13 protein-coding genes and 1 pseudogene are annotated in these 19,134 nt (G+C 73.2%); 9 read left to right on the top strand and 5 right to left on the bottom strand.

Annotated elements, in window-relative coordinates:
• Window positions 1–138 precede the first annotated feature (138 nt).
• The 4 genes and pseudogenes from ACQUSR_RS17100 to ACQUSR_RS17085 all read left to right on the top strand — a co-directional run.
• A pseudogene (locus tag ACQUSR_RS17100) lies at window positions 139–372 on the top strand (hypothetical protein); the annotation flags it as partial.
• Between the two features lie 209 nt (window positions 373–581).
• Window positions 582–2,750 (top strand): restriction endonuclease, encoded by a 2,169-nt coding sequence (locus ACQUSR_RS17095; RefSeq protein ID WP_431043436.1) that lies wholly within the window; start codon window positions 582–584, stop codon window positions 2,748–2,750.
• Window positions 2,751–2,816: 66 nt separating this feature from the next.
• The gene (locus ACQUSR_RS17090) at window positions 2,817–3,182 is read left to right on the top strand and encodes a PH domain-containing protein (protein ID WP_431043435.1); all 366 of its coding nucleotides are present in this window, start codon (window positions 2,817–2,819) and stop codon (window positions 3,180–3,182) included.
• A gap of 124 nt (window positions 3,183–3,306) precedes the next feature.
• Window positions 3,307–4,167, top strand: coding sequence for a MerR family transcriptional regulator (locus ACQUSR_RS17085; protein ID WP_431043434.1), 861 nt, complete (start codon window positions 3,307–3,309; stop codon window positions 4,165–4,167).
• Window positions 4,168–4,208: 41 nt separating this feature from the next.
• Here ACQUSR_RS17085 and ACQUSR_RS17080 read toward each other — a convergent pair whose 3' ends face one another.
• The gene (locus ACQUSR_RS17080) at window positions 4,209–4,817 is read right to left on the bottom strand and encodes a helix-turn-helix domain-containing protein (RefSeq protein WP_431043433.1); all 609 of its coding nucleotides are present in this window, start codon (window positions 4,815–4,817) and stop codon (window positions 4,209–4,211) included.
• Between the two features lie 83 nt (window positions 4,818–4,900).
• On the opposite strand from ACQUSR_RS17080, the gene ACQUSR_RS17075 reads away from it, so the two are divergent.
• From ACQUSR_RS17075 to ACQUSR_RS17055, 5 genes are all read left to right on the top strand, one after another.
• The gene (locus ACQUSR_RS17075) at window positions 4,901–5,884 is read left to right on the top strand and encodes an NAD(P)/FAD-dependent oxidoreductase (RefSeq protein ID WP_431043432.1); all 984 of its coding nucleotides are present in this window, start codon (window positions 4,901–4,903) and stop codon (window positions 5,882–5,884) included.
• 161 nt (window positions 5,885–6,045) lie between these two features.
• Window positions 6,046–6,651: a hypothetical protein gene (locus ACQUSR_RS17070; RefSeq protein WP_431043431.1), complete on the top strand. Its 606-nt coding sequence runs from the start codon at window positions 6,046–6,048 to the stop codon at window positions 6,649–6,651.
• Window positions 6,652–6,789: 138 nt separating this feature from the next.
• Window positions 6,790–10,254, top strand: coding sequence for an AAA family ATPase (locus ACQUSR_RS17065; RefSeq protein WP_431043430.1), 3,465 nt, complete (start codon window positions 6,790–6,792; stop codon window positions 10,252–10,254).
• Between the two features lie 47 nt (window positions 10,255–10,301).
• Entirely contained in the window at window positions 10,302–10,580 is a 279-nt protein-coding gene (locus ACQUSR_RS17060; RefSeq protein WP_431043429.1) for a type II toxin-antitoxin system Phd/YefM family antitoxin, read from the top strand.
• The gene (locus ACQUSR_RS17055) at window positions 10,573–10,977 is read left to right on the top strand and encodes a PIN domain-containing protein (RefSeq protein ID WP_431043428.1); all 405 of its coding nucleotides are present in this window, start codon (window positions 10,573–10,575) and stop codon (window positions 10,975–10,977) included. Before ACQUSR_RS17060 ends, ACQUSR_RS17055 begins: the two co-directional genes overlap by 8 nt.
• Before the next feature lie 49 nt (window positions 10,978–11,026).
• On the opposite strand, the gene ACQUSR_RS17050 is transcribed toward ACQUSR_RS17055, so the two are convergent.
• The 4 genes from ACQUSR_RS17050 to eccD form a co-directional block, all read right to left on the bottom strand.
• A complete protein-coding gene (locus tag ACQUSR_RS17050; protein WP_431043427.1) occupies window positions 11,027–12,448 on the bottom strand; it encodes a DUF6177 family protein in 1,422 nt (473 codons plus the stop codon).
• A gap of 7 nt (window positions 12,449–12,455) precedes the next feature.
• Complete coding sequence (gene eccCa, locus ACQUSR_RS17045) at window positions 12,456–16,508, bottom strand: type VII secretion protein EccCa (protein WP_431043426.1); 4,053 nt, start codon at window positions 16,506–16,508, stop codon at window positions 12,456–12,458.
• A gap of 10 nt (window positions 16,509–16,518) precedes the next feature.
• Window positions 16,519–17,439, bottom strand: a complete 921-nt coding sequence (locus ACQUSR_RS17040) for a type VII secretion protein (protein WP_431043425.1) — start codon at window positions 17,437–17,439, stop codon at window positions 16,519–16,521.
• Window positions 17,440–17,774: 335 nt separating this feature from the next.
• Complete coding sequence (gene eccD / locus ACQUSR_RS17035; protein ID WP_431047643.1) at window positions 17,775–19,133, bottom strand: type VII secretion integral membrane protein EccD; 1,359 nt, start codon at window positions 19,131–19,133, stop codon at window positions 17,775–17,777.
• Between the last annotated feature and the right edge of the window lies 1 nt (window position 19,134).

Raw genomic sequence — 19,134 nt, 5'->3', positions numbered from 1 at the left:
CCCCCAGAAATCGCCCAATCGTACAGCCGTTCACCCGTGGGCGGGCCGGTTTTCGATCAGGGTGGTCAGGCCGTCGAGCATCGAGGTGAGGCCGAGCTCGAAGACCTCGTCGAGGCGCAGGTCGTAGCCCTGGTGGCCGCCTCCCCCCTCTCCGGCCAGGGCACGAGCCTGGCTCTGGTGGGCGCGTACGTCCTGGCCGACGAGCTCGGCAGGCGGGGCGCCGACGACCACGACGCCGCGTACGCCCGCTACGAGGCGCGCATGCGGCCGTTCGTGGAGCTGAACCAGGCGCTCGTGACGGAGAACCCCGGCGGAATGCCTTCCGACGAGTCGGTGGAGCGGGCGAAGAACGGCATCTCGCTCGACGGGTGAGACTCGTCGGGCCCCATCGAAACCCGTCGGAACCCCTCGGCCCCCCGTCGGACTCGGCGCACGGTGCTGGTGGCGATATTCGGACGACCGAGCGCCGCGCCCCGCGACGACGAACTAGAGTCGTCCCATTACTGCTGGTTGGCGGGGCGCCAGGCGGCACACGGGCGGGGGATCGCAGAACGCCGGAGTCGTAGGGGGCTGGTAGCGCAATGAGTCGTCGCTCCAACGGGTTGATCGGTATCTGGGCCGAGGCCCAGCGCCAGCAGCAGCGGCAACGGGAGGCACAGCACCGGGCCCACGTGCAGCAGCAGCGCGATCTGGAGCGGCGGCAGCGGGCCGAGGAGCGAGAGCGGGCGCGGACCCAGCGCGAGCAGCAGGCGGCGTACCGGCAGCACCGGGAGGCCGACGCGAGGCGGCGGACCGAGGAGCTGGAGGCGCGGGTCGACGCGTTGCGGAGCCTGCTCGCCACCGGCTGCCGCGCCCCCGCGTTCAGCGCGTCGGCGCTGACCCGCTCCGAGCAGATCGAGCCGTTCGCCCCCGGCCCGCTGGCCCATCCCGTTCCCATGCCCGACCCCAACCAGTACCAGACAACCGGCGGTTGGGGCCTCGGGGCACGGCGGGCGCAGGAGGAGGCGCGGGCGCGGTACGAACGCGACTGGCACGCGGCGCAGGCCGCGGAGGCCCAGCGACAGCGGCAACTGGCCGCGTACCAGCGGCAGTACGACGACTGGGCGCAGGCGCGGCTGGCGGAGATCCGCCGCCACAACGCGGGTGTCTCCGACATGGCGGCGGCACTCCGCGACGGGAACCCGGACGCGGCCGTGGAGTACTTCTCCGCGGCCCTGTACTCCTCCGCCGGATGGCCCGAGGACCTGCCACGGCAGCTGACCGCCGCGTACGACGCGGCCGCACGCCAGCTGGTGATCGACTGGGAGCTGCCGAGGTACGACATCGTCCCGGAGACGAAGTCGGTGCGGTACATGCCCACCGCCGACCAGCTCAAGGAAACGGCGCGTCCGGTCGCGCAGCGCCGGGCGCTGTACCGGGACGTCGTCGCGCAGTGCGTGCTGCTGGCCCTGCGCGACCTCTTCGCGGCCGATGAGTTCGGGGCCCTGGAATCGGTCGCGCTGAACGGCTTCGTGGACGACCACGACCCGGTGACCGGGCGTCGGACGCAGATTGTCCTGGCCACGGTCCTGGTGACGCGTTCCGCCTTCGGCCGGCTGCATCTGGAGCAGGTGAACGCGGTGGACTGCCTGGTCGACGGGCTCCGTGGCCAGCTGTCCACGCGCCCCGACCAGCGCACGGCGATCCGCCCGGGCCGGCGTCCCGACGACGTCGGCGAGGGCGTCGTGTCCCACGGCGGGGACGACGAGCCGGATCTGTACGAGATGGATCCGATCGCCTTCGAGTCGCTGGTCGCGGAGCTCTTCCGCGCCATGGGAATGCAGGCGGTCACGACGGAGCGGTCGAACGACGGCGGCGTCGACGTCGACGCGCTGGACCCCACGCCCATCCGGGGCGGCAAGATCGTCGTCCAGGTCAAGCGCTACCGCAACACGGTGCCGCCCACGGCGGTCCGCGACCTGTACGGAACCGTGCAGGACGCGGGCGCCAACAAGGGTGTCCTGGTCACCACCTCCCGTTTCGGCCCCGGGTCGCACACCTTCGCCAACGGCAAGCCGCTGGAGCTGGTGTCCGGCACCGAACTGGTCGATCTCCTGCACCGCCACGGACTGCGCGGCCGGCTGGGCGGCGGTGACGGCGACGGCGACGGCCGGACCGGGGCGCCGTCCCAGCGCAGGCAGCCGCGCGACACGGACACGGCACCCGCCGCCGCCCCAAGCCGTCCCGGGTCAGCTCCTGGCTCCGACTCCTCTCCTGGCTCCGACTCCGACTACAACGTGTTGGGGATGTCGTGGTCGGGCAACGTGGCCTTGGACGTGTGCGCGCTCGTGTGCCACGGGCAACGCGTCTTAAGCGACGACCATTTCGTCTTCTTCAACAACCCGCGGTCCCCCGAGGGAGCGGTCCAGGCGGTGGCCCCTTCCGGCTCGGACAAGGCGGCGCTGCGCGTCGCGTTCGACGCGCTGCCCCATGGCGCCGACCGGCTCGTCCTCGTCGCGGCGATCGACCCCGTCGCCAATCCCGACGCGGACCTCTCCGGATTCACCGACGCGGGAATCCGGCTCCTGGACCCGGCAGGTGCCGAACTCGACCGGCTGCCCGTCTCCGACGGCCGTTCCGGAGAAACCGCCCTGGTCCTCGGCTCGTTCCGCCGACGCGCCGGCGGCGACTGGGACTTCGTCATCGGCGGCAAGGGGTACACCGGCGGGCTGGAGGCCCTGGTCCAGGAGCACGGCATCGAAGTCGCCTGACCGCGAGTGCCGCCGCGACCGGGTTACAGTGCGGAGATCGTGCAACGTCGACACGTGGGGGCTGTCATGGCACTGTTCGGGAACGCGCACACCGTCGATCCGATGGCGGCGCAGCGGGACTACGCGCGGCTGCTGGGGAACGACGAGCGGGTGTACGGCGCGTACCAGTTGATACGCGACACCATCCTCCTGACCGACCGCCGGCTCATCCTCATCGACAAGCAGGGGATCACGGGCAGGAAGGTGGAGTACCACTCCATCCCGTACAAGAGCATCACCCACTTCTCGGTCGAGACCGCCGGCACCTTCGACCTCGACGCGGAGCTCAAGATCTGGATCTCCAGCAACACCACCCCGATCGAGAAGACCTTCACCAAGGGCGTCGACATCTACGAGGTGCAGGCGATCCTGACGCAGTTCGTGGCGAGGTAGCCGGACGGCGTTCGCGGCGCGGCAGCGGCACGGAGTTCGCGGCGCGGTGCCGGACGCCGCTCGCGTGCGGTTGACCCTCTGGGTTGACCCTCTCACCGTGTGAGGCGCTCAACTGGGAGGCGTCATGTTCACCATCGGAGACTTCGCCAAGCACGGGCGGGTGTCGGTCCGCATGCTGCGCCACTACGACGCCATCGGACTGCTGCGCCCCGCCCACGTCGACCAGGCCAGCGGCTACCGCTACTACGAGGCCGCGCAGCTCGCACGGCTCAATCGCGTCATCGCGCTCAAGGACCTCGGCTTCAGCCTGCAACAGGTCGCGTCGATCCTCGACGACCGCGTGAGCGCGGAGGAGCTGCGCGGCATGCTGCGGCTGCGGCACGCGGAACTGGAGACGGCCATGGCCGACGCGGCGGCGCGGCTGGCCCAGGTCGAGGCGAGGCTCCGAAGCATCGAGAGCGAGGGAACCATGCCCGCCGACGACATCGTCATCAAGAGCCTCCCGGCCATGCGGCTGGCCGAGCTGACCGGCACCGCCGAGAGTTACGACCCGCAGGACATCGGGCCGGTCATCGGCCCCCTCTTCGACGAACTGTGCCGCCGTCTGGACGCCGCCGGAGTGGTGCCCACCGGCCCCGGCGTCGCCCGCTACGAGGACGCTCCGGAGGGTGGGGCGATCATCGTGCACGCGGGACTGCCGGTCGCGGCGGACGTACAGGCCGTCGACGGCGACGGCAGCGTCGGAGCCGGAGCCGGAGCCGGGAGCGTGCGGATCGTCGAACTGCCGGGCGTCGACCGCGCCGCCACCATCGTCCACCGCGGCTCCATGGACAAGGTGCTGCCCACCGCGCAGACGCTGGCCCGTTGGATCGACGCCAACGGCTACCGCTCGACGGGATACGCCCGCGAGCTCACCCTCGCCTGCCCCGAGGACCGCGGCCAGTGGGTGACCGAGCTCCAGGAACCCGTCACCGCGGTCGGCTGACCGGTCCGGGGGGGCGGTCGGCCGACCGGTCCCCGGCGCGGTCAGCCGTCGCGCTTGCCGCCGGTGCGGGGTTTGGCGCGTACGTGCATGCGTTCGCCCTGACGGCCGAAGAGGCTGAGGAGTTCGACGGGGCCTTCGCCGGTGCTGCCGAACCAGTGGGGCAGCCGGGTGTCGAACTCGGCTGCCTCGCCCGCCCCCAGGACCAGGTCGTGCTCGGCCAGCAGCAGACGCAGCCGCCCCGAGAGGACGTAGAGCCACTCGTAGCCCTCGTGGGTGCAGGGGTCCGGCGTGCTCCGGGTGGCCGGGATGATCATTTTGAAGGTCTGAAGAGGGCCGGGCTGGCGGGTCAGCGGGAGCACCGTGCTGCCGTTCACGTTCTTCGGGGTGAGGCGCACGCGGGGGTCGCCGACCTCGGGCGCGCCGACCAGTTCGTCCAGGGGCACCTGGTGGGCCTGGGCCAGCGGGAGCAGCAGCTCCAGGCTGGGGCGCCGCTGACCGGACTCCAGGCGGGACAGGGTGCTCTTGGAGATGCCGGTGGCCTCGGACAGTGCCGCCAGGGTGACGCCGCGCTGGGTACGCAGGTGTTTGAGGCGGGGGCCGACCTCGGTCAGGGCCCGGGCGATGGCGGTGGTGTGCTCCACGCTTCCCATTGCACCGCGCGCGTCCCGGAAACGGCAACACAAATTGCCGCTGTCCCGGTGGCGATCGCAGTCTGTGAGCGGAGGTGATCGCCATGAGTGAGGCGAGGAACGACCCGCGGTACGACGGGGTCGACGACGCGGTGGAGTCCGGCGTGTACGACGCGGTGGTGGTCGGCGGCGGGGCCGCCGGGCTGAGCGCCGCGCTGGTGCTCGGCCGGGCCCGTCGCCGGGTGGCGGTCGTGGACACCGGCGCCCCGCGCAACGCCCCGGCCGCCCACATGCGGGGCTTCCTGTCCCGGGACGGGATGCCCCCGGCGGACCTGCTGGCGGTGGGCCGGGCCGAGGTGGCCGGGTACGGCGTACGGCTGGTCGAGGGCCGGGTGGAGCACATCGCGCACGGCTTCCTCGTGCGCCTGGCCGGGGGCCCGGCGCTCAGGGCCCGCCGCGTGCTGGTGGCCACCGGGCTGCGCGACGAGCTGCCCGGCCTGCCCGGGGTGCGCGAGCGGTGGGGCAAGGACCTGCTGCACTGCCCGTACTGCCATGGCTACGAGGTCCGCGACGAGCCGATCGGGGTGCTGGGCACCGGGCCCGGCTCGGTGCACCAGGCGCTGCTGCTGCGGCAGTGGTCGCCCGACGTGGTGTTCTTCCCGCACACCGTCGACCTGGCGGACGACGACCGCGAGCAGTTGTCCGCCCACGGGGTGCGCGTCGTCGACGGCGCGGTCGAACGACTGGTGGTGGACGGCGACCGGCTGCGCGGGGTGGAGCTGGCCGGCGGCGGCGTGGTGCGGCGGACCGCGGTGTTCGTGTCCCCTCGCTTCGTACCCCACGACGACCTGCTGACCGGCCTGGGCTGCGCGAAGGACGACACCGGCTGGGTGGCCACCGACCCCGCGGGCCGTACGAGCGTGCCCGGGGTGTGGGCGGTCGGCAACGTCGCGGACCCCCGGGCCCAGGTGGTCACCGCGGCCGGCCTGGGCTCGGCGGCCGCGATCGCGATCAACGCCGACCTGGTGCGGGAGGACGTCGAACGGTCCGTCGAGGACCGCCGCGCGGCGAACGCCGCCCTCCGCTGACGCCCTCCTCCCGCCGTCCGCTGACGCCTGCCCACCGCCCTCCGCTGACGCCTGCGCCCGCCCTCCCGCGCCTCCGGCACCGCCTGGTCGCGGCCAGCCTGTGCGATGACACGCCGGTGCGGACTGTCTCCGGCACAGGTTCATCAGCCATACTTCCCGCCGTGGAGCAGCACATAGGTCCGACCATCCCGCCCGTACACGCCGCCGGGACCGATCCGGCGTATGTCCCCGGCATCACGCCCCCAGGCCGCGCCGGGACTTCCCCGAGCCCCGCCGAGGCGGAGAAGGCCGCCCCGGAACAGGAGGCCCCCGAACAGGAACTCCCGGGACAGGCACCGGAGAGCGCGCCCGAGGACGCCGTCACGGAGGACACCTCCGAAGTCGCCGCCTCTGAGGACGCCGCCCTCGACGAGGACGCCGGGAACACGCCCGAGGAGGAAGGAGGGGAGGAGAAGGAAGGAAAGGAAGGAGACGAAGGAGAGGGCGCCGACGGGCCCGTCTTCGAGATCTCCGACCACCGCGGTTCCGTCACCGCCGACCGCACCGGCATCAGGTTCCGGCTCGACAGCGAGAAGGCCGAGTTCGGCTGGGACGAGATCGGCGCGGTCGAGTTCGACACCTCCCGGTTCGGGCGCCGGTTCGCCGTCACCGTCTACACGACCGACCGCCGCTGGTACAAGACCGACATCGAGGCGTCGGCCAGGAGCCTGCTCAAGCAGTGGACGGCAGAGCTCGACGCGGTCCTGGACGCCTACTTCGAGTCGTAGCCCTGCTTCGAGTCGTAACCCTCCTTCGAGTCGTAGCCGGGGCGGCAGCGGACATCCGGCGATCACCGCGCGCGGTACGCCAGAGGGCCGCGGCCCGTCCCGGCGAACGCCCGGCACCGGCGGCTACATTGTCGATCCGTGGACCGACGCCCGCTCAAACTCATACTCGATGTCCTGCTCATGATGGTCGGAGCGTTGCTGGGCATCGCGACGAACTACGCGACGAGCGAGGCGGACCACGTGCCGCTGCCCCTGCGGCTGCTGCGCGAGTGGTCCGTTCCCATGGTCGGCGTCGCCCTGCTGCTGCTCATCGGCGGGCAGGTCTGGCTGCACTACCTCGACCGGCCGGTGCCGGTGCGCCGGGTGTGGGACTCGGCCCAGCCGCCGTACCCCGGACTGGAGTCCTTCACGGAGGACGACGCGGCCGTCTTCTTCGGCCGGGACCGGGAGACCGACGCGCTCGTCGCCCGGCTGCACCCCGCCGCACCGGGCCGGGCCCAGCGGTTCGTGGCCGTGGTCGGCCCGTCGGGCAGCGGTAAGTCGTCGCTCGTACGGGCCGGGCTGCTGCCGGCGCTGGCGCGGCGGCGGGGGCGGTGGGCGGTGGCGGAGCCGTTGGCGCCGGGCGTGGACCCGGTCCGGGCACTGGAGCGGCGCCTCGCGCACCTGCCCGACACACGGCCCGCGTTGCTGGTGGTCGACCAGCTGGAGGAGCTGTTCACGCTGTCCGGTCCCGAGGAGCGGGGCGCGTTCCTGGCGGCCGTGAGGGACAGCCTGCGCGCGGACCCGCGGCTGTGGGTCGTGGCGACCCTGCGCTCGGACTTCCTCACCGAGTTCCTGGAGTCCGGCTTCGCGGAGCTGGTGCGCGAGCCCACGCTGGTCGGCGCGCTGGGCCGCGAAGAGCTGCACCAGGTCATCGAGAAGCCCGCCGAACACGCCGGCATGGCCTTCGCGCCAGGCGTCGTGGCCCGCATGGTCGACGAGTGCGGGGGCGGCGATGCCCTGCCGCTCCTCGCGTACACACTGCAAGAGCTGTACCTGCGTGCCGGAGGGTCCGGCGGGACGGTGACCGAGGAGACGTACCGCGCGCTCGGCGGCGTCGCCGGGGCCCTGTCGGACCGGGCGGACCGCATCGCCGCCGAGCTCGCGGGCGCGCCGGTGATCCCGGCCCTGCTGCATTTCGTCACCGTCGACCGCGCCGAGCCGACCCGCCGCCGGGTCCGCCGGGCCGACCTCACCTCGCAGGAGCGGGAGGTCGTCGACGCCTTCGTCGCCGGACGTCTGCTGACCAGCGACGACGGCGTCCTGGACGTGACCCATGAGGCGCTGTTCCGGCAGTGGGCGCCGCTGCGGCAGGCGGTCGTCGCCCGCGTCGAGGAGCTGCGCCGCCGTACCGAACTGGAGCGCTGGGCGCAGGACTGGGAGCACGCGGGCCGGCTGGACGCGTATCTGCTCGCCGGGGAACGGCTGACCGTCGCCCGCCAGTGGATGGCCGAGTCGGCGCGGACGCTCGGCGCGGCGCCGCTGGTCGCGGAGTTCGTGGACCGCTCGGCGCGGGCAGACCGGGCGACGATGACGCGTACGGCGGACGCGGTGGCACTCCGGGTGTTCGAACGGGCCGAGCGGGAACCGGAGTTGGCGGTGCATGCCGCGCTCGCGGCGGTGGAGGAGTGCGGGGCGACTCCGACGGCCGTGCAGGCGCTGCAGGCGGCGCTGAGCGCCTCCCGGCTGCGCACGGTGCTGCGGGGCTTCGAGGGGCCGGTGACCGGGGCGGCGTGGTCGCCGGACGGAAGGCGGTTGGCCGCGTCGAGCGACGACGGGACCGTACGGGTGTGGCACCCGGGGCACGATGACGAACCCGTCGTGCTCAGGGGAGGCGGCGCCCGGATGAACGGCGTGGCGTGGTCCCCGGATGGGACCAGGCTCGCCGCGGCGTCAAGGGACTCCACTGTGCGGATCTGGTCCACCGTGACCTGGGCCGAGTCGGCGGTCCTGCACCATGCGGAGGCGACCGGCGGCCGCACGGGCGGTGTCGGCGGTGTCGCCTGGTCCCCTGACGGGACCCGTCTCGCGTCGGTGGGCGGCGACCGCGCCCTGCGGATCTGGGACGCCGGTACGTATGCCGAAGTCGCCGCGGGGCGCGGCCACGAGGGCATGGTGTGGAGCGTGACGTGGTCGCCCGACGGGACTCTCGTGGCCGGCGCCGGGGAGGACGGCACGGTGCGGGTCTGGGACGCGGGCACGGGAGCGGCCGTCAGGGAGCTCACCGGCCACCGGAGCAACGTCGAGTCCGTCCGGTGGTCGCCGGACGGACACCGGATCGCCTCGGCATCCGGCGACCGGACGGTCCTGATCTGGGACACCGGTACCTGGACCGGGGAGCGGAGGCTGGAGACCACGGACGTCATCAACTCCCTGGCCTGGTCGCCGGACGGCCGGCGCCTCGCCGGGGCCGACGCGGCCCGCACGGCCCACGTCTGGAGCCTCCACGGCACAGCGGGCGAGATCCGGCTCACCGGACACACCGACACCGTCTACGGCATCGCCTGGTCGCCCGACGGAGAGCGGGTGGCGACGGCCGCCCGCGACCGCGTCCTGGCGGTCTGGGACGTCAGCGAGCGGCCGAACGTCCTCGTCGGCCACGAGGACTCGGTGTGGCGGGCCGCCTGGTCACCCGACGGCACGCGCATTGCCAGCGCCTCCCAGGACGGCACCGTTCGGATCTGGGATGCGGACACCGGCCGCCCGACCGCCCTGCTGCGCGGCGGCGAGGTCTCCGACACGGCGTGGTCCCCCGACGGCACGCGCGTGGTCGCCGCGCTGCGGGACGGCAGGGCGGTGGTGTGGCGGGCCGACGGCATCGGCGAGGGCGTGACACTGACCGGTCACACCGACCAGCTGTCCGACGTCTCCTGGTCCCCGGACGGCACCCGGATCGCCACCGCCTCGCGCGACAACACGGCCCGCATCTGGGACGCCGCCACCGGTGCCGAGCTGCACGTCCTGGCGCGCGGAACGGCCGTGCGCGGCCATGACGACTGGCTCAGCGGCACGGCCTGGTCGCCCGACGGCCGCTACGTCGCCACCTCGGCCACCGACCGGCGGATCATCATCTGGGACGCCGCCGACGGCGCGACGGCCACCACACTCCTCGGCCACCACGACCACGTCTGGAAGATCGACTGGTCCCCCGACGGCCGTCGTCTCGCCACCGGCTCCCGGGACCGTACGATCCGCGTCTGGGACCCCTTCGGCGGCACCGACCCCACCGTCATGACCGGCCACGAGGACTGGGTCCAAGACGTCGCCTGGTCCCCCGACGGCACCCGCGTCGCGTCCGTCTCCCGCGACCGCACGGTCCGCCTCTGGGACCCGGAAACCGCGACCCAGATCGCCGTACTCGGCATCCACACCGATTGGGCGAACGGCGTGTCCTGGCACCCGGACGGCACCCGCCTGACCACAGCCTCCCGCGACCGCACCGTACGCATCTGGACCCTGGCCGACCCGGACACCGACGCCCTCCTGCGCCGGGCCCGATCCCGTGCCTTCCGCGACCTGAGCGGCGAGGAGCGGCGGGCGTTCCTGTTGCCGGAGGAGCGGTGACCGCCGACGGTGTAGCTCAACGGGACACACGGCGCTACACTCGTTTTATGAAGACCATTACCCAGCGCGAGTTCCGCAACAACTCGGCGGCGGTCATGGACGCGGTCGAAGCGGGTGAGACCTACCACATCACCCGCAACGGCGCGGAGGTCGCCGAGCTGCGCCCGATACGCCGACGGCGCCGTCTGAGCGCCGAGGAGCTGGTGGCGCGGCATCGCAGGCTCCCGCGCGTGGACTCCGCACTGATGCGCAAGGAGGCCGACACGTTCTTCGGCACCGAGGAACGCATCGGCGACGACGACCCATGGGAGCGCACCCGTGGCTGACCGCCACCCGTCCGGCATCCTCGACACCTGCGCTTACATAGACCTGGACCTGCTCGGCCCCGCGGATCTGCCCGCCGTGCCCGAGCTCACCGCCATCACCCTGGCCGAGCTGCACCAGGGCGTCGCCATGGCCAAAGATCCGGCGTCCAGGGCCGCGCGCATGGAGAAGCTGGGGGCAGCCCGCGCCGACTTCGACCCCCTGCCGTTCGACGACGACGCGGCAGCCCGCTACGGAACCCTGGTCTCCCTCGTCCTCGCGGCACGCCGCGACCCCCGCCCCCGCAAGCTCGACCTGATGATCGCCGCGATCGCGTCCGTCCGCGGCCTGCCCCTGTTCACGCGCAACGCCGATGACTTCAAGGGGTTGGACAGCGCGGTGACCATCGTCGCGATCTGACCGTACCGCCGGACCGCGTGCCCGGAGACGCGGCACGGCCCGGCACCCATCAGGGCGTCCGCAGATGCCGCACCAGTTGTTCGAAGGCGGTCCAGGCCGTGCCTGACGTGCCGTCACCGAGCGGGTAGTAGAAGCCGGGGCGGGCCGCGGGGCCCAGTTCGATCGGCTGGGTGGACAGCGGTGGGCGGCGGGCGTGGGTGGGGCCGATGTCGTGGACGTCCTCGGGGCCCAGGGCGAAGCCCACGGGGACCGGCGGCGGTTCGAAGGACGCGGGCGCCGTCAGGTCCCGGCGGCCGGAGCGCACCTGGGCGAGCATCGAGACAAGGCGGTGTTCGCGTACGAGCTGGTCGGCGAGGGCGGAGAGGGCCTCCAGGGGCGGGGGCTCGTCCGGGGCGTAGCCGACGGCCAGGGTCATGTGCTCCTCCACACCGCCCGTGGTGCGCGAGACGGTCAGGGTGGCGATGGCGGGCCGGGACCGGGGGTCGCCGACGACGACCGTCCAGGTGGGGTCGGGTGAGCGGCCGTGGGCGACGTCGGTGAGCTGGCGGCGGGACCACGGGAGGGACGCGGGTTCGGCCGTGCCCCAGCCCGCGGGCGGTGCGCCGGTCAGGGTCCGCAACGCCGCCTCCAGCGCGCCGCCGAGTACGAGCTGGTCGTCGGCCGGATGGCGGGTGTGGAGGGAGAGCAGGAGCTGGCGCTCACCTGTGGTCTCGAACTTCTTGAAGCGCTCGGCCACCGGCGCGCTCTGGTCTTCTGGCGCTTCGAGGGGAGAGAAGGCGCCGTCGCGCCAGTGGAGCACGGCGCCCGACAGCCCGTCGTAGTAGCCGCCCGCGCCGTCCTGGATCACCCAGCGGGACGGCTGCCCCTTGAGCAGTGACCTGGTGGGCAGGGAGAGCCGGGCGTGCGCGGGGGTGACGATCTGGAGTCCGCGGTCGCTGGTGAGGGCTGCGGCCAGGGCGTCGGAGAGCCAGGCGGTCATGGCGATGACGGGCCGGTCCTGGATGGCGACCGCGACGCGGTCGGTCAGGACGTCCACGGCGGGCTGCGCGGCGGCAGGGGTGGGTGCCGCGGTGACGCCATCGGTGGGGACGGGGGCGCCGATGCCCTCCGCCGGGACCGCGTCCGGTGGCCAGACGATGCCCCCCAGGAGGTGGGCGAGGCGGCCGGCGAAGACTCCGGCGAGCTGTTCGGCTTCCTTGACGGCGGTGGACGCGCGGGCCTCGGTCCACCACACGGGGCCGTCCTGGGCGGGCGCGTCGGGGCCGAGCAGGCGGGCGGCCTCGCCCGGTACCCGTACCAGGAACGGGGTCTCGATCGACACCAGCGGTCGGCCGTGGTCGTCGCAGAGTTGGATGACGGCGTCGTCGCCCGCGCTCTGCACGTGCAGGTCCGGTCCTCCGGCGAGCAGCCCGGCCAGGAGGGCCCAGGTGTCCGGCATGCGCTCGGTGAGGACGATCACGTCCTTCGTCATGGTGACGTCACTCGGCCTTCTCCGCTGTCGCGGTCTGGATCAGTCGGTTGGGGTGGCCGCGGCGGATCAGGGTGCCCCGCCCGGGCGGCTGGGCCGAGGCGTACACCCGGGGGAAGAGCTGTCCCTCCGAGCGGTCGCCCGTCATGACGAGCGCGGAGGTGCCGCTCTCGCGCAGGGTCGTCAGGAACGGCTCGTACAGCGCGCGGGAGGATCCGGCGACCCGGCGGGCGATCACGAAGTGCAGCCCGATGTCGGGGGCGGACGGCACGTAGGGGAGGAACGGCGCCAGCGGCTGCTGACCGGCGGTGGTCAGGACGTCGTAGTCGTCGACGAGGATCACGATGCGCGGCCCCGAGCCCCAGCTGCCCGGCTCCAGCAGGAGGGGGTCGGTCGCCTCGTCCGGCATACGTTTGTCCAGCTCGGCGGCGATGCCGGTGGCCAGCGCCCCGGCGAGCTTGGCGTTGTGGGCGTAGCCGCCCCGGTAGGGCTCGGGCACGACGTCCCGCAGGCCGCGCCGCGGGTCCATGACGCCGAAGACGAGTTCGTCGGCGGAGTACCGCTCGGTGAGCCCCTGGGCGATCAGGCGCAGCAGGTTGGTCTTGCCGCATTCGCTGTCGCCGAGAACGAGCAGGTGCTGGTCGTGCTCGAACAGGTCGAGCGGCACCGGGGCCAGCGCGCTCTGGTCGAGGCCGATGGGTACGCACCTGGGCTCGGCCGCGATCGAGGGCAGGGAGGCTGCGGGCACGCGGGCGGGCAGGACGCGGACCTGCTGGGCGAGGTCGCCCGGCCAGGCCGCCCGGATCGTCCTGGCGGCCTGTTCGACGGCCGACCCGAGTTCGGCCGTCTCGGGCAGACCGTCGATGCGGGGCAGGGCGACCTGGGCGAAGAGCTTTCCGTCGGTCAGGGCGCGGCCGGTGTCGTCGGGGGTGAGGGTCTGGGCGAGCTTCCGGTCGATGCTGCTGTCGCCGGGGTCGTTGAGCCGCAGCTCCATCTGGGTGCCGAAGGTCGACTGGTGGGCGATGCGCACGTCGTTCCAGCGCAGCATGCCGGCCACGACGTGGATGCCGTACCCGCCGCCGCGCTTGAGGAGGTCGCCCACCGCGTCATCCAGCGCCTCGAAGTCGTCGCGCAGCGCGCCGAATCCGTCGATGAGCAGCACGATCTCGGTGGACGGCAGTTCCGGCACCTTCCCCGCGGCCCGCAGCTCCCGGAGCCGTTCGACGGAGTCGATGCCGTGCTCGCGGAAGATCTCCTCACGGGCGGCGAGCATGCCGTGGACCTCCTCCACGGTGCGCGCGGCGCGTTCGCGGTCGGCGCGGCCCGCGATCCCGCCGACGTGCGGGAGGGGGGCGAGGGCCTGGAGTCCGCCGCCGACCAGGTCGAGTCCGTAGATCCCGACGTCGCGCGGTGTGTGCGTCATCGCCAGGGACAGGGCGAGCGTGCGCAGCAGGGTGGTCTTGCCGGACTGGGGGCCGCCGATGACGGCCGCGTGCCCGCCGGCGACGGTGAGGTCGAGGATCCACGGGCCCTGCCACTGGCGGGCCGGGTCGTCCAGCAACCCCAGCGGCACCCGCAGGACGCCGGTGCGGCGCGAGAAGCCCATGCCGCGCTCGTCGATGTCGACGGCGCCACCGACCCGGTCCAGGGTGAGGGCCTCGGGCAGCGGAGGCAGCCAGATCCGGCGCACCGGCGCGGCGGCGTCCCGGAGCCGGTCGACCATGACGGACAGGACGGTGGGGCCGGGGTTGCGATGCCGCTTGACCGGCTCGCCGTCGTCCTCGCCCGCTTCGGCGGAGCCGAGGGTGTTGTACGCGGGGTACGGGAGTGCCGCCGGGCCCTTGTCATCGGCCGCCCGGCGCGCGGGTCCCCGGTACGGCCCGGAGACGAAGCTGGCCTTGAACCGCTCGTAGGCGCTGGTGTCGACCTTGAGGTAGCCGAAGCCCGGCAGCGGCGGCAGATGGAAGGCGTCGGCGGTGTCCAGCACGGTGCGGCTCTCGTCGGCGGAGAACGTGCGCAGGCCCAGCCGGTAGGAGAGGTAGGTGTCCAGGCCCTTGAGCCTGCCGCCCTCGATGCGCTGACTGGACAGCAGCAGATGGACGCCTATGCTCCGGCCGATCCGCCCGATGGACAGGAACAGGTCGATGAAGTCGGGCTTGGCGGTGAGGAGTTCGCCGAACTCGTCGATAACGACGAACAGGTGCGGGAGGGGCGGCAGGTCGGGGCGGGTCTCGCGCAGCGCCGCGTAACCTGCGATGTCGGCGACGTGGCCCGCGTCCTTGAGCACCTGCTGGCGGCGCTTGACCTCACCGGCGAGGCTGGCGTGCACGCGCTCGATCAGCCCGGCCTGGTTCTCCAGGTTGGTGATCACCCCGGCCACATGCGGCAGCCCCTCGAAGGGGGCGAAGGTCGCGCCGCCCTTGTAGTCGACCAGGACCAGGGCCATATCCTCCGGCGGGTGCGTGGCGACCAGCGCGAGCACCAGGGTGCGCAGCAGCTCGCTCTTGCCCGATCCGGTCGCGCCCACGCACAGGCCGTGCGGTCCCATGCCCAGCTCGGCGGACTCCTTGAGGTCCAGCAGCACCGGTTCGTGGCCATCGCTGATGCCGATCGGCACGCGCAGGAAGGCGCGTTCACCGCGCGGCTGCCACATCCGGTCGAGGTCGATCGCGCCCGGGTCCTCGATGCCCAGTAGTTCGGCGAAGTCCACCGGGCCGGACAGCGGCGCGTCGACGAGGGACTCGGCGGAGAGCCGCAGCGGGGCGAGCATCCGGGCCAGACCCTCGGCGCCGGCGACGGCGATCTGGTCGACTGTGCCGTGGGCGGTCACCGGCTCCGTACCTCGTAGGTCCTCAACCGTGACCTCGTCGCCCTCGACGGTGATACGGACCGACACCTGGCCGGGCTCGGCCACCCGCTCGGCCACCAGGTGCAGCACGGTCACCCCCATGTCGGGCAGCGGGACCGCCTCGTCGGGGCGGGCCAGTTCGCGGGCGGCCTGGCCGTAGCAGTCGTCGACGACGAGCAGTCGGCCCGCCATCACCAGCGCGTCCCTGCCGGACAGGCCGCGCCGGATCTCCGCCGCGTAACCGGCGCGCTGCCGCAGGTTCCGGCCCAGCAGCCGGGCGAGTTGCGGCAGGTCGGGGGCGATACGGCGGGCGGCCACCGGCCCGTCCCGCTCCTCGGCGTCGAGGAGGTGCGGCAGCCACTTCACCCACTCCCAGTGCGTCGGGGTGTCGCCGGATGGGGCGTCGCCGGGCGCGGCGAGACCGGACGGGCCGAGGCCGGGCGCGGCGAGACCGGACGGGCCGAGGCCGGGCGCGGCGAGCGCGATGGCGACGTCGTCGGGCGCGTGGAACACGGCAGTCTGGACGAGGATCGCCCGCACCACCCGCAGCACGGCCTCCCGTTCGCCGACGACGCTGACGTTGCCGACCCGGTCCAGCGGCACCGTCAGCGGCAGATCCGCGGCCGTCCCGAACCTGCCGATCAGCGCACGCGCCTCGTTCAACATGAACCGGTCGGGCGGCGTGAGGACACTGCTGCCCTGCTGAGCCACGCTCAGCGCGCGGACCGGCATCTCGCCGGTGCCGATCCGCACCCGCAGGAAGTCGGCGTCGGCCCGGCGCCGCTCCCACAGCCTGGCCGGGTCGGACACGACGTCGTACAGCGCCTGCGGCGGCGGATCCAGGACCCGCGCAGCCTCCCTGCGCTCGCGCTCCTGCGCCCCGAGCTCCTCGCGCAGCTCCTCCACGTACTCCAGATACCGCTCGCGCTGCCGACGGCGCGTGCGCTGGGCCTTGCCCCGCTGCGAGAGCAGCAGCGCGACGGATCCGACGACGGTGACCACGAGGACGATCGCGCCGATGGCCGCGAACTGGCCGCTGCGCATCACGGTCATCATGACGACCGAACTCATCACCCCGGCGATCGGCATCAGGGCCATGGCCGCTCCCCCGGCCCTGCCCTCGGGGAGGTTCGGGGGCGGCTCGATGGCGCGCGGCTCCGGGGGGAGCAGCGGGCGGGTGGTGCGCGCGGGCCGGTGGATCAGGCGAGTGGTCATCGCGGCTTCCTCATCGTGGCTTCCTCAGGGCGAGGTTGAGGAGTTCGGCGCCGAGGTGCCCGGCGGCCATGCGGGTCTCGTGCCCGAGCGCGGCGGTCCGGATCGGACCGCCCGCCGCCAGATGCCGGTCGTAGGGGATCGTCACGACCCGGACCCCGACCGCGCTCAGGTAGGCGGAGGCGGCGGCCGCGTCGATGGTCATGTCAGGAGAGGACATCGTCAGGGCGACCACGGTGCCGGGCAGCAGCCGCGGTCGGGGCACGTCGGCCATCCACTCCAGCACCGCGCGCGTGCTGGCCACGCCCTCCATGGTCGCGGGCGCCACCAGCACCCGCGCGTGAGCGGCCGCCAGCGCCGTACGGGCCAGGGAGTTCGGCAACGTCTCGCAGTCCACCACGGTGATCCCGAAGAACCGGCGCAGGGCCATCATCACCGCGCGGTACGAGGGCAGTTCCAGCCGGGTACCGACCTGGCCCTGGCTGCCGGGCAGCAGCCAGCCGCCGTCCTCCACCTGGACCAGATACCCGGTGACCTCCGCGAACTGCATCGACGGCGAGATGACCTCGGCCAGGTCCGAGCACGTCCAGCGGACGGCCGGCGCGGCGAGCCGGATCGGGAGCGTACCGAGGGCGGGATCGGCTTCGAGTACGAGCACGGGGTCCTGCCGATAGTGCGCGTACGTCAGGTTGAGCAGCGCGGCGACGGTGGTCTTCCCCGCTCCGCCGCGGATGCTGGTGACCGCGATCTGCCGACCGGTGGTGACCGGCTGCTGCAACACCTGGGCGATACGGGTGGCCTCTGCTACGTCGCGGGAGGCGGAGGAGAGGAGGAGCTGGCGAAGCGACCGGCGCGTACGGCGGACGAGGGAATCGCCGGTCCGGGAACGGCGATGGGCCGGCACCAGGGTGGGATCGACGGCCGGGACGGGCATGGGGGAGGGGAGCGGGCGCGGGGAGGCGGGGGGCACGGGGGCGGAGGCGGGCGCGGAGACGGAGGTGGGCCCGGAGGCGGCCGCGGGGGCAGGCGCAGGCGCGGGAAGGGGCGTAACGGCGTGATCAGGCGCGGGAACGGGCCCCGGCACGGGATCGGAAGAAGGAACAGGAACGGCCGCAGACTCAGACGCGGCAACCGGACCAGGGGCAGACTCAGACGCAGGAACCGGACCGGGGACAGACTCGACACCGTCGCCCCGCAGCTGGCGAAGCAGGTCACCCTGCCAGTCACCGCCAGCCATGGCCGTCCCCTTCATTTCGGATCACAACGGGCTCAGAACACATCGAGCAGACGGCCGTACACGCCGAACGCCCCGACGACGAGCGGGAACAACGCGACGACGCCGACCGCCTCGACGAGGTCCACGACACGGCGAAGCCGGACCCGTACATGCTCCGGCGGCCGCACGGCCAGCACGCAGAGCGGCAGCACGGCGGCCAGCGCGAGCACGGCCAACGGCCCGTACGGCTCCCCGTCACCGCGGTCGATCCACAGCATGACCAGCCGCACGAACAGCACGGCGGCCCCCGCGAGCAGCACCGCGACCTCGGCGACGAGCGGGTAGGCCCGGGACCGCGAGAGCAGCACCACGGCGAGTACCGCGGTCAGCAGCACGGTCCATGGCGACGGTTCGGTGACGGCGAGCAGCCCGGCGCCGACGGCGGAGACGGCGGTGACGATGGTGGCCAACACCAGCCCGCGATGCGTCGCCGCCAGTGCGGTCCCCACCGCGTGCCGGCTCACGGACGTACCGCCGGAGCGCCGATCGTCCAGCGCGGTCAGCCCGGCCCCTGTCAACGCGAGCCGTGGCAGCACCCCGAGCGCGACCACGGAGGCGACGGCGAGCACGGCACCGACGAGGCCGGCGTCGTCCTGCAAGACGGCGGCGAGTTCCCACACCCCCACGGTGGAAACGACGGCGCCCGCTCCAACAAGTCCCCCGCGCCCCAGCGCAGAGAAGACCCCGAGCAGCACGAGCGTGACGACAAGGGAACCCGCCACACCGGCGAGCCGACCCGGTCCGTCCCACCCCTGTGCGTCGGCGGCGGTCCAGGCCCCCAGCACCCCGAGCGCGCCCCCGCAGACCATGAGGGTCGTACCGAGCGGACGATGCTCATGCTTCCGCAGCCGGGCGAAGGGAACACCGATCACGGACAACGCGACAGCAACCGCGACCAGAGGAAGGGCAACGTCGGAGGCCCCAAGACTCACCCGGGCCAGAACCCCGGCAGCCACCGCGAGCCCGACACTGCCCACGGCCGCAGTCCACTCCCGCGCACCCGCTCCCCAACGCCAGGCCCGCAGATCCAGATCCTCGGCGACTTCGTCGCTGACGTCGTGGATGACGGGGGCGGCAGGCGTGTCCTCTTCCCGCACCAGCCGCAGCACAGCACCGTCGCGAACCCCGGCGGAAGCGAGGGAGGCATCCTCCGACAGCAGGGTCCCATCGGCGGCGACAAGGTGCCGAAGCATCGGCTGCGCGGCCGTGCGGTCGTCGAGCAGCCGCAGAATGTCAGGAAGGAGACGCCCGATCGGCTCATCGGCGGGCAACACGAGGTCGACTCGCCGCCGGTCCCCGACCAACGTGACCCGGCTCAGCTCCACCCGCTGTGACGCCGCCCCCACACTCAGC

It is taken from the genome of Streptomyces sp. P1-3 (assembly GCF_050613155.1).
GTDB lineage: Bacteria > Actinomycetota > Actinomycetes > Streptomycetales > Streptomycetaceae > Streptomyces.
Note: the sequence above shows the minus strand (reverse complement) of the source record. Positions and strands in the feature narration are given on the sequence as shown.